The following is a 10,618-nucleotide window of genomic DNA, read 5'->3' as shown; positions in this document are numbered from 1 at the left end:
TGCTCGTCACAACCAGCTTCTCCGGTTCAAATCGAATGGACAACCTCTAGAAACATCACAGGTGCCCCACATCTCGCCTTCGAGATGCGGGATGACACAATCCCCGGCGCGCCAAAGGCGGCTCCGCCAGGACGGCCAGTCCTACGCAATCACCGGAACATGCGCTACGCCGGCCAGCCCGAAGACCCTCTGATAGCGCTCGACCTCCTCCGCCGGTCCCATGGCCTTCTCGAAGTTGTCCGAGAGCTTCACCGCCGGCCTGCCATCAGCATCGTTGAGCTTGCACACCAGGCTGATGGGATCGAAGCCGTCATTGCCCAGCGGATTGCAATCCCGGAAATCGTTGGTCAGCAGAGTGCCCCAGCCTGCGCTGAATCGGATACGCCGCTCCGGAGACCACTTCCGTTCATCGAGAAAGTCGCGGCCGCTCTGAAAATCCGCCGGAGAAAAACCCTCGCGGATGGTTCCGGCGAAGTAGGCATGCAGCCCCAGAATCTGTTCCACATCCAGCGCGTCCGATGCGATGAACAGCTTCTGCCGCGGATCGCGCCCGCGCTGCTTGAGCCAGGCGATGTATTCATCGCCCGCCACGTAGGGATCTTTGCTGTCCGCTCTCTGGCCGGTCCAGTCGGCGACCCAGTCCGGACCATCGCGCAAAAACTGCGTCGTCCCGAAGGTATCGGGCAGCAGGATCAACAATTCTTTCTGGTAGGTCTGCTGCCACATATCAAGTAACCGGTACTGTGACGACTTCAGCTCCTCGTCGTCGTGCGCCATTGCCGCCAGCGCCATGGGCAGCTCATGCGCATTGGTGCCGATAGCTTCGAGATCGTGCTTGTACGCGAGGTAGGTGTTCGATGTGCCCGTAAAGCTTGCGCCCAGTACGTCGCTCATGGCCTTGACCACGTACTCCTGCCATAGAAAGCTGTGCCGCCGCCGTGTGCCGAAGTCGCTCACGCGCAGTCCGGGAACGCCGCGCAGCCGCGCCATCTTCTCCCACAGCCGTGTCTTGGCGCGCGCGTAAAGGATGTCCAGGTCAAGCTCGCTCAGCGCCTTTAGGCTGGCCCGCGTCTTCAATTCGCTGATGGCGGAGAGTGCATAGATCTCCCACATCGTCGTCTCCGGCCACGAACCGTGAAAGGTCATCGCGAACTGCCCGTTGTGTACGGACAACTGGTAGTCCGAAAGCCGGAAGTCGCGCTCCAGCCACTCCAGAAACGCCGGCTCGAAGATGCCGCGGCGCCCATAAAACGTGTTGCCGGCCAGCCATATCAGCTCGGACTTGTGGAAGCGCAGCTTCCTGGTCTGCTCCAGCTGCGCCCGCAGCTCATCGGCGTCGATGGCATCCGCAAGCCGCACCTGCTTCGAGCGGTTGATCAGCGAGAACGAAACCGTCGTCTTTGGAAACCGCTTCCAGATGAACTGCAGCATCAGCAGCTTGTAGAAATCCGTGTCCAGCAGGGAACGGGTAATCGGATCCAGCTCCCAGTTATGGTTGTGCGCGCGCCTGGCAAGGTTGATGATCACGATAGATCCACTTTACTAAACGGTTCGCAAAATAAATCTGTCATCCCGAGCGAAGCCGAGGGATCTGTAGTTTCTCCTTCTATTCGGAATGTGGGCTGTGGACACAAAATTGGTCATGGGGCATGGCACGGGCAAACTCCAGATCCTTCGACTCGCTTCGCTCGCTTAGGACGACAACTTTCGATAGGGAGCAGGAGGGTGCCGCAAAGCCATTCCCGTTCTTCAAGGGTACGGGCTTCCGCCGCTGAAGGAAGATTCCTCCACGAACCCACCACAGAGAAACTCCCGCGATAGCATCCAAGCAAAGGCCATACACTAGAGAAACTCGGCCATGAGCGCAGCCATCGAGTTCCGCGATCTCTTCTTCTCCACGCCGCAGGGCCGCCTGCTCCTGGATAACATCTCGCTCGCGCTCGAAGAGGGAACCACCACCGCCATCCTCGGCCGCAGCGGATCGGGCAAGACGACGCTGCTGCGCACCGTTAATCGCATGGTCGAGCCTACCGGCGGCGCAGTCCTCGTCCACGGCCAGAAGGTTCGCGAGATGGACATCATCGCGCTGCGCCGCGACATCGGTTACGTGATTCAGGAGACCGGCCTCTTTCCCCACTTCACCGTGGAGCGCAACGTCGGCGTAGTTCCCGAGTGCCACGGACACAAGTCCGGCGACCGTATCCGCCGCAGTCACGATCTCCTCGCCACCGTCGGCCTCGACCCCAAGAGCTTCGCCAAACGCCATCCGCATCAACTCTCCGGAGGCCAGCGCCAGCGTGTGGGCCTGGCCCGCGCCCTGGCAGGCGAGCCCAAGATCCTGCTCATGGACGAGCCCTTCGGCGCGCTCGATCCGCTCACCCGCGCCGAGATGCAGGACATGCTGCGCGACCTGCTGAAGCGCCTCAAGAAGACAGTGCTGCTCGTCACCCACGATCTCGACGAAGCTCTCTACCTCGCCGACCGCATCGTGCTGCTCGACCAGGGCCGGCTGGTCGTGGACATCCCCGCCTCGGAGTTCCTCGCGTCCACGCAGCCCGAGGTTCAGCAGTACGTCAATGCCTTTCGCCGCGGAGCCCGCAACGCTCAGGCAGGCGATGACCAGCCGTTGCCGGCCACATCTCCTGCCGAAGGCGGTTACGCTCCAGAAGAAGGCGGTTACAAGTAATGCCTGGCTTCTTCTCCCAATACGGCTCCACCATCGCCGAGCTCACCCTCGAGCATCTCTGGCTCACCGGAGCGGCCATGCTCTGCGCGACGGCTATCGCCGTCCCGGCCGGGGTCTGGCTCACCCGCTCGCCGCGCTGGGCGAAGCCGGTCATCGCCCTCGCCAATATCCTGCAGACCATCCCCTCGCTGGCCATGTTCGGCTTCCTGCTGCCGCTGCCCTGGCTGGGCGAGCGCGCCGCCCGCATCGCCATCGTCGCGCTCACTGCCTACGCGCTGCTGCCCATCCTGCGCAATACGTACACAGGCATTCGCGGCATCGATCCTGCGGTCCTCGAAGTTGCCCGCGCTCTCGGCCTCACCGGCACCCAGCGTCTCTTCAAGGTGGAGCTGCCACTCGCCACGTCCTTCATCCTCGCCGGCCTCCGGACCGCGACCGTCACCTGCGTCGGCATCGCCACTATCGCCGCCGCAGTGGGAGCAGGCGGCCTCGGCGAGCTCATCTTCCGCGGCGTCGCATCCGTCGACAATCGGCTGGTGCTGGCGGGAGCCATCCCCGCGGCGCTGCTCGCGCTCGCCGCCGACGGAGGCCTCGGCCTGCTCGAGCGTTGGTTCCAGCCACCCTCCCAATAATGTCAATGGAGAAGCAGCTCACATCATCGGACCGCATTCTTCCAATGGCTGTTATTCCCTCTACAGACGTCATTCCGAGGAGCATCGCGACGAGGAATCTCGACGAGCCTGAGCGCACAAGCGGCCGTCATTCTTTGCATGCCCGTCATTCCGAGGAGCGAAGCGACGAAGAATCTCAGCGAAAGTACGCGTCGAATACTAGCCACAAGCCAATAACCGCAATATTTGCCACCATAACGGTTACACTCTGCGCCATCCTCACCGCCTGCGCGCCACCCCGACCCAACCACCCGGTCATCGGAGCTAAGAACTTCACCGAGCAGGTGGTCCTCGGCGAACTTTTAGCGCAGGAGATCGAAGCTAAATCCAACCTCCAGGTCGAGCGCCGCTTTTATCTCGCCGGCAGTTACATTTGCCAGCAGGCCATGGTCGCGGGCCGCATCGATGGCTATGTCGAGTACACCGGAACCGCGCTCACCGCCATCCTCAAGCAGCCTCTCGATCGCGATCCGCAGCGGGTGCTCGACACCGTCCGCCGCCTCTACGCCTCGCGCTACAACATCACCGTCGCGCCTCCGCTGGGCTTCGAGAACACCTTCGCCATGGTCATCCGCGGCGACGACGCGCGCCGGCTGCACCTAGCTGCGTTCAGTCAGGCCGCGCCGTACACGCCGCAGTGGCGGCTGGGCGTGGGCTATGAATTCGAGCAGCGTCCCGATGGCCTGCCCGGCCTGAGCGCAACCTATGGCCTAAAGTTTGCCGGATCGCCGCGCACCATGGATCTCGGGCTCTTGTACCGTGCCCTCAATGCCGGCCAGGTCGATATGATCGCTGGCAACTCCACTGATGGGCCCATCCAGGCCTTCGGTCTCACCGTGCTTCAAGATGACAAGCACTATTTCCCGCCCTACCAGGCCGTGCCTCTGGTGCGCGAGGAGGCCCTCCGGCGCTGGCCGCAGATCCAGACCGCGCTCGACGCGCTTGCCGGCAGGATTACCGCCGACGATATGCGCACCATGAACCAGGCCGTCGACGGCCAGCATCGCGATCCCGCCGAGGTCGTGCGAGAATTTCGTAAGAAGAAGGGACTCTGAATGACGACAAGTGTGCAACCTCCCCCAGCCGTGCCCCAGCCTGAACCGTGGCTGCGAGGAACCTACACCGATCTCCCTGCCGTACTGCGCGCGGTTCTCCACGCCTTCGATCTCGGCCGCGAGGACGTTCTCCATTGGTGCGCGGGCCTGAGCGAGACCGACCTGCACGCATCGCCCAGCGGACTCACGCCCATCGCATATCACCTCCGTCATATACCGCGCAGTCTCGATCGCCTGCTCAGCTACGCCGAGGGCAACCAGTTAAGCTCCGAACAGATCGTCGAGCTCAAGCGTGAGTCGGATCCCGGAACGACCCGCGAAGAGCTCTTCACCGAATTTCAAGATGGATTGGAGTCCGCAGCTGCTCGCGTCCGCGCCTTCTCTGGAGCCGATCTCGAACAGCCGCGTGGAGTCGGGAAAAAGCAGCTGCCCACCAGCGTAGGCGGCCTGCTCGTGCATCTCGCCGACCACACCCAGCGTCACGTAGGCCAGATCGTCACCACCGCCAAAGTGCTCAAGGCGGGAAGATAGGCGTCGGACATCTCAGCCTCATTTCCAAACGTCATTCCGATCACTAACAAACGTCATTCCGACGACCAAAGGGAGAAGAATCGGGGCGATGAACAGGATGAAATCATCGCCTGCATCGCCGAGATTCTTCGCTGCGCTCAGAATGACGAAGTAGTGTGCAGAATAAGGGAATGGCTATAAGAACCGCGCTGTAAGCAGCGTAGGCAGCCAGCGCCCATCACCCCAGCCACTTCGGATTCTGCGCTGTGCCGTCGAAGTGCGAGCTGGTCTTGAACAGCTCGTAGCGGCCATCCGCTGCCGCTTCGCGGGTGCGCCCCAGCAGGGAAGCGACCTGCTCCTGGCTCATCGGCCTGAAGGTCTTCGCCGCGGTCACGGCCTGCTCCAGAATCTGCGGCGAGTCGATGCCGGTGATGACCACTGAGACGGGCAGCGTCAGCGAGTAATGGAACGCCTCGATCGGTTCCACCGTCTTGCTGTCGAGAATGAAATGATCGCCGAAGGTCTTCATCGCCAGCACGCCGATACCCTTCTGCTGCGCCACGGGAAGCACTTCCTTGGTGAACGAGCGGAAGTGGGCATCCATTACGTTAATCGGCATCTGCACCGTGTCGAAGTGGAAGTTGTGCTTGTCCGCCATCTCCAGCATGCGCAGCAGCACATAGGGATCTTTGTGGCCGGTGAAGCCGATGTAGCGGATCTTGCCCGCGTCGCGCGCTGCCACCGCCGCCTCCATCGCGCCGCCCGGTGCGAAGATGCGGTCGGGGTCTTCCAGGCGGATGACCTCGTGGAACTGCACCAGGTCGATCATGTCCGTCTGCAGACGCCCCAGCGACTGCTCCAGCTGCACGTTGTAGGATTCTTTGCTGCGCCCATCCATCTTGGTCATCAGGAAAACCTTGCTGCGGTAGCCGTCGCGCAGCGCCTGTCCCATGCGCACTTCGCTGATGCCGTCGTTGTAGTCCCAGCAGTTGTCCATGAAGGTGATGCCGCGGTCGATGGCGCTGCGAATCAGGCGAATGCTCTCCGCCGGATCGGCCTGCTTGCCCACGTGATAACCACCCAGCCCGATCGCCGAGACGCGTTCGCCGGTGCGCCCCAGCTCGCGATACTGCATCTCTGGAGATTCGGGACGGGTGAGAGGGCTGCCGCTCGCGGCGCGCGCTTCGGTGGTTGCAGATGAAGGCGAGGCTACCGAAGTGACGGCAGCCGCAGCAGCGGACTTGAGGAAGTCTCGGCGTTCCATGAAAGATATCTCCAGCAAGGGGTGAAGCGCGGTGAGCGCTCCGTTGCTGTTTGGATGCATCGGAGCGCAGTTTTTCTTCAAAGTACGGAACGGGTGCCCCAGATCTCGCTTCTGAGATGTGGGGCACCACCGAAGCCCGGAGACAAGATAAATCTCCATCAGAATCTGGAAGCTTTGCGGCAAGGTATGGAAGTTGTCTGCTTGCCTTTATTCCCAACAAATTTGTCATCCTGAGCGAAGTTCGCGCGAGCGAACGGAGTCGAAGGACCTGCAGTTTGTTCGCGCCACCGCAAGTTTGCGGTTCGGCAATCATCGTCTGCTTATCGAGCTTCGTTGGAAAACTACAGGTCCCTCCACTACGCTTCGCTACGGTCGGGATGACAACCAGATGAAAAATCAATCTCCCGCAATCGGGTGCCCCACATCTCGCTCTTGAGATGTGGGGCACCATCAGCCTATAAGCAGCGCACCAGGAGAATCGTCTGGTCGTCCGCCTGCTTCCCAAATCCGTTCGCTGCTGTCAGAATTTTCTTTGCCAGCTCGGCCAGCGGAGCCTTGGCGTCCGCTTCGATGATCGCCTTCAGCCGCTCCAGGCCGAACTCCTGCTCGCTTTTGTCGCAGACCTCAAGAATGCCGTCGGTGGCCACCACCAGCAGGTCTCCGGGCGCGGTCTCCAGCTTTTGTCCTGCGAAGCCGGAAACCGGCAGCAGGCCCAGCGGAAACTGCTCTTCTTCGAGATGCGACAGCGTCGATTCCTTCGTATGCCAGTGCAGCAGCGGAGGACTCGCCGCCAGCGCATAGTACACGCCGCCATCGACACCCAGACGCAGCCCGGTGAAGGTCGCATACATGTGCGCCTCCTTCACCACCGGCAGCACATCGTTGATGCGCTCGAGCAGCACCGGCAGTGTTTGCGATGCATCGCGTTCGCCGGCATCGAGCAGAGCCGTGCGCACCGCGGTCTTCAGCATGCCCATCAGAATGCCGGCCTGCAATCCGTGGCCGGCGATGTCTGCAAGATAAGCGACCGCATCTCCATTCGACAGGCACAGCGCGTCCACCAGGTCGCCGCCAACCTTCTCGCTGGGGCAGGAGATCCCGTAAACCTCGAAGCGCGCCGTGTGCAGCGATACCGGAGGCACCAGCGTCTTCTGGATGCCGTGGGCCAGCTCCAGTTCATTGCGGAGCTTGAACGACTCCCGGCCTTGCCGGCGAATGAACGAGACGAAAAAGACATAGGAGATGGCCAGCGCGATCATAGTAGCGCTGGCGGCTACCCGAATGCCCGCCACAGGATCGACAGGAGCCAAGTGAAACGCGCGCTCGAGCAAGCGGTCTGTGCCCATGGTGAGGAGCGGGTTCAGCGCGGAAATCGCGATGGGAATAGCCAGACCGATCAGAGGCAGCCGAGCCAGGGCAAAGATCCAGATCATCGAGATCGCGCCGCTGATCACGCCGTTGGCAAAGAGGACCGGATAGGAGAGGCGCCCACCCGCCATGATGTCCGCATAAAAACCGAAGGTGGAAAAAAGCAGAAAGACGGCAACCAGCAGCTGCCGCAGATGCGAGAGCGGCACCATGCGGAAATGCCGCCATCGCTCGGGATAACGCCGGTACCAGGGACTATGCACGAGGACAGGGTATAGGGGATAGGGTTCAGGGCATAGCTTTAAATGCGTTGGGTCTAACGAGACAGGAGGGTACAGGGTTTCGAGGACAGGGTATAGGGTTTAGGGGGCAGGGCATAGAGTTTAATCGCGTCGAAAGGCTACACCTGTACGCTATTCCCTAAACCTTACGGGCTGTACCCTGAACCCTATCCCCTACACCCTGCTTTATAGGAACAGCGGCGCCAGCACCAGCGTCACCGTGGCCAGCAGCTTGATGAGCACGTGCAGCGATGGTCCGGCTGTGTCCTTGAACGGATCGCCGACAGTGTCGCCGACGACCGCTGCTTTATGCGCCTCGGAGCGTTTGCCGCCGTAGACTCCCGTCTCGATGTACTTCTTGGCGTTGTCCCATGCGCCGCCGCCGTTGTTCATCAGCATGGCCAGCAGGATGCCGCTGATGGTTCCCACCATCAGCAGCGCCGCGACCGCCTCGGCGCCGCTGAGGTTGATCGACTTGCCATTGATCATCGGCGTCTCGGCCAGCGCGCCGGGATTGAACTCCGCTCCGAAGTGCCGGAAGATCACGCCCACCACCAGCGGCATGCTCACCGCCAGCACGCCGGGCAGAACCATCTCCTTCAGCGCCGCTGTCGTCACGATGCGCACGCACCGCCCGTAGTCGGGCTGCGATGTGCCTTCCATAATGCCGGGGTTGTCGCGGAACTGCTCGCGCACGTCCTGCACCACCATCTGCGCCGCACGTCCCACCGCCTTGATAGCCATCGACGAGAAGAGGTAAGTCAGCATCGCGCCCAGCAGCGCGCCGACAAAGACCGGAACCGATGCCAGGTTCACATTGGAGAAGCTCCAGCTATCCGGCAAAACCCCGCCCGCTGCGGCAACGCGCTGGTGAACGATGTCATGAATCGTCGCCAGATACGCCGAGAACAGCAGGAACGCCGCCAGCGATGCCGAGCCAATTGCATATCCCTTGGTCAGCGCCTTGGTGGTATTGCCGGCTGCGTCGAGCTTGTCGGTTTTCTCGCGGACCTCATGCGGCTGGTCGCTCATTTCGATGATGCCGCCTGCGTTGTCGGTGATCGGTCCGAAGGTATCCATGGCCAGGATGTAAGCCGCGGACGAGAGCATGCCCATGGTCGCAATGGCCGTGCCGTAAATGCCTTTGGCGTAAGTCGAAACCGTGGTCACATCCGCCAGTCCGCGAACGCCGAAATAATAGCTCGTCAGCAGAGCTGCACTGATCACCACCACCGGCAGCGCTGGCGTCTCCATGCCCACAGCAAGTCCCTGAATGATGTTGGTGGCCGGTCCGGTTAGAGAAGCTTTGGCGATATTTTGTACCGGACGGAAGCGCGTCTCGGTGTAGTACTCGGTGATGCGCACGAAGAGGAACGAGGTCACGATGCCGCAGATGCCGCTGCCCAGCAGCCACCACCGTGCGCCCAGCATGAAGTAGATCGCCGCTGCGAATCCTGCCAGCGCCAGCAGGGAAGTGACGTAGTAGCCGCGATTCAGTGCATGCATCGGGTCTTCCGTCTCGCCGCTGTGTACGATGCTCACGCCCACCACGCTGGCGACAAGGTTGATGGCCTGTACGATCAGCGGAAAGAGAATGCCCTTCAATCCAAAGACCGGATAGAGCGCCGCGCCCAGAATCATCGCGCCCACGTTCTCGGCAGCGGTCGACTCGAAGATATCGGCGCCGCGGCCAGCGCAGTCGCCTACGTTATCGCCCACCAGGTCGGCGATGACCGCGGGATTGCGCGGGTCGTCCTCAGGGATGCCGGCTTCGACCTTGCCTACCAGGTCCGCGCCTACGTCGGCGGCCTTGGTGTAGATACCTCCGCCCAGCTGCGCAAAGAGCGCCACCAGCGAAGCGCCGAAGCCGAAGCCGACTAATTCATATGGAGTCTGCTGAGGATGACTCAATCCGCCGAAGCTCAGGAACAGCAAGCCGACACCGAGCAGCGACAGCCCGACCACCACCAGGCCGGTGACCGCACCGCCGTGCAGGGCGAGCTGCAGAGCCTTCCCCAGGCTGGTCCGCGCTGCGGCTGCGGTTCGAATGTTCGCCCGGATCGAGACCCACATGCCGGTCTGTCCGGAGAGCGCCGAGCAGGTGGCGCCAATCAGGAAGCTGATGACTACCTTGTTCGCGTAGGGAGCGGTAAAAGGAGAAAGACGGTATCCGATATAAAGAACAACTGCCAGCACGATCGCAATCATGGCGATGGTGCTGTACTGCCGCTTCATGAAGGCCTCTGCCCCTTGCCGGATAGCATCCGAGATGCGCCGCATCTCGGGCGTTCCGGCGTCGGAGCCCAGCACGGAGCGCGCAAAAAAGAAAGCGGCTACCAGGCCAAGTACGCCCGTAGCCAGCGCGATCCAGAGATAAAGATTGTCATTACCTGCCGTGGTTTCACCGGCCTGCCATATTGCCGCAGTTACCGCCGGAAAAGAGAGAGCCATTCAAAAGCCTCCAGGTCAATTAATTTCTGTCCCACGCTCAGCCCGTCGAAGCAATGCCCACGAACTTCCGGCAAAATCTGGCCCTTTCTCTTTGCCACTACGCTCGAAGCCGCTCCTGCTGCGCGTACTTACACAAAACGCGCCATTAAAGCATGCGAGAAAAGCTATGGTCAATGTGCCTTGCCCCTGCGTACACGATCGGTCACGGCTGGGACCTCGCCAGCTCGTGGGAGTGGCCCGGAAGATGTGGATCCCCATGGAAAGAGCCGAGTCTACGGCATACAGCCAAGATGCGGCAAGAGCGTGCAAGGACGCGCACATCTACCGACCGG

Annotated in this window: 8 protein-coding genes; 4 read left to right on the top strand and 4 right to left on the bottom strand. The window is 61.6% G+C overall.

The features are described 5' to 3' along the window. Positions 1–141: 141 nt before the first annotated feature. Positions 142–1,527: a nicotinate phosphoribosyltransferase gene (locus XX99_RS10595; protein ID WP_197081867.1), complete on the bottom strand. Its 1,386-nt coding sequence runs from the start codon at positions 1,525–1,527 to the stop codon at positions 142–144. Between the two features lie 331 nt (positions 1,528–1,858). On the opposite strand from XX99_RS10595, the gene XX99_RS10590 reads away from it, so the two are divergent. The 4 genes from XX99_RS10590 to XX99_RS10575 are packed head-to-tail and all read left to right on the top strand — an operon-like array spanning position 1,859 to position 4,943. Next, complete coding sequence (locus XX99_RS10590) at positions 1,859–2,686, top strand: ATP-binding cassette domain-containing protein (RefSeq protein WP_082125449.1); 828 nt, start codon at positions 1,859–1,861, stop codon at positions 2,684–2,686. After that, entirely contained in the window at positions 2,686–3,318 is a 633-nt protein-coding gene (locus tag XX99_RS10585) for an ABC transporter permease (RefSeq protein ID WP_050059286.1), read from the top strand. The genes XX99_RS10590 and XX99_RS10585 overlap by 1 nt, the downstream gene beginning before the upstream one ends. A 44-nt stretch (positions 3,319–3,362) precedes the next feature. Then, positions 3,363–4,412, top strand: coding sequence for a glycine betaine ABC transporter substrate-binding protein (locus tag XX99_RS10580; protein WP_082125448.1), 1,050 nt, complete (start codon positions 3,363–3,365; stop codon positions 4,410–4,412). Then, positions 4,413–4,943 carry a DinB family protein gene (locus XX99_RS10575; RefSeq protein WP_050059285.1) on the top strand — a complete coding sequence of 177 codons (531 nt, stop codon included), beginning with the start codon at positions 4,413–4,415 and terminating at the stop codon, positions 4,941–4,943. A gap of 217 nt (positions 4,944–5,160) precedes the next feature. Here XX99_RS10575 and XX99_RS10570 read toward each other — a convergent pair whose 3' ends face one another. The 3 genes from XX99_RS10570 to XX99_RS10560 all read right to left on the bottom strand — a co-directional run bounded on the left by XX99_RS10570 (position 5,161) and on the right by XX99_RS10560 (position 10,286). After that, complete coding sequence (locus tag XX99_RS10570) at positions 5,161–6,186, bottom strand: aldo/keto reductase (RefSeq protein ID WP_050059388.1); 1,026 nt, start codon at positions 6,184–6,186, stop codon at positions 5,161–5,163. Between the two features lie 455 nt (positions 6,187–6,641). Beyond that, the gene (locus XX99_RS10565; protein ID WP_050059284.1) at positions 6,642–7,766 is read right to left on the bottom strand and encodes a PP2C family protein-serine/threonine phosphatase; all 1,125 of its coding nucleotides are present in this window, start codon (positions 7,764–7,766) and stop codon (positions 6,642–6,644) included. Between the two features lie 255 nt (positions 7,767–8,021). Beyond that, the gene (locus tag XX99_RS10560; protein WP_082125447.1) at positions 8,022–10,286 is read right to left on the bottom strand and encodes a sodium-translocating pyrophosphatase; all 2,265 of its coding nucleotides are present in this window, start codon (positions 10,284–10,286) and stop codon (positions 8,022–8,024) included. Positions 10,287–10,618 lie beyond the last annotated feature (332 nt).

The organism is Silvibacterium bohemicum (assembly GCF_001006305.1).
Classification (GTDB): Bacteria; Acidobacteriota; Terriglobia; order Terriglobales; family Acidobacteriaceae; genus Silvibacterium; species Silvibacterium bohemicum.
This window is presented reverse-complemented; position numbering and strand designations above follow the sequence as displayed.

Coding starts and splice junctions, on each gene's coding strand:
- XX99_RS10575 (WP_050059285.1), top strand. CDS start 4,413: ATGACGACAAGTGTGCAACCTCCCCCAGCCGTGCCCCAGCCTGAACCG.
- XX99_RS10580 (WP_082125448.1), top strand. CDS start 3,363: ATGGCTGTTATTCCCTCTACAGACGTCATTCCGAGGAGCATCGCGACG.
- XX99_RS10570 (WP_050059388.1), bottom strand. CDS start 6,186: ATGGAACGCCGAGACTTCCTCAAGTCCGCTGCTGCGGCTGCCGTCACT.
- XX99_RS10585 (WP_050059286.1), top strand. CDS start 2,686: ATGCCTGGCTTCTTCTCCCAATACGGCTCCACCATCGCCGAGCTCACC.
- XX99_RS10590 (WP_082125449.1), top strand. CDS start 1,859: ATGAGCGCAGCCATCGAGTTCCGCGATCTCTTCTTCTCCACGCCGCAG.
- XX99_RS10565 (WP_050059284.1), bottom strand. CDS start 7,766: ATGGTGCCGCTCTCGCATCTGCGGCAGCTGCTGGTTGCCGTCTTTCTG.
- XX99_RS10560 (WP_082125447.1), bottom strand. CDS start 10,286: ATGGCTCTCTCTTTTCCGGCGGTAACTGCGGCAATATGGCAGGCCGGT.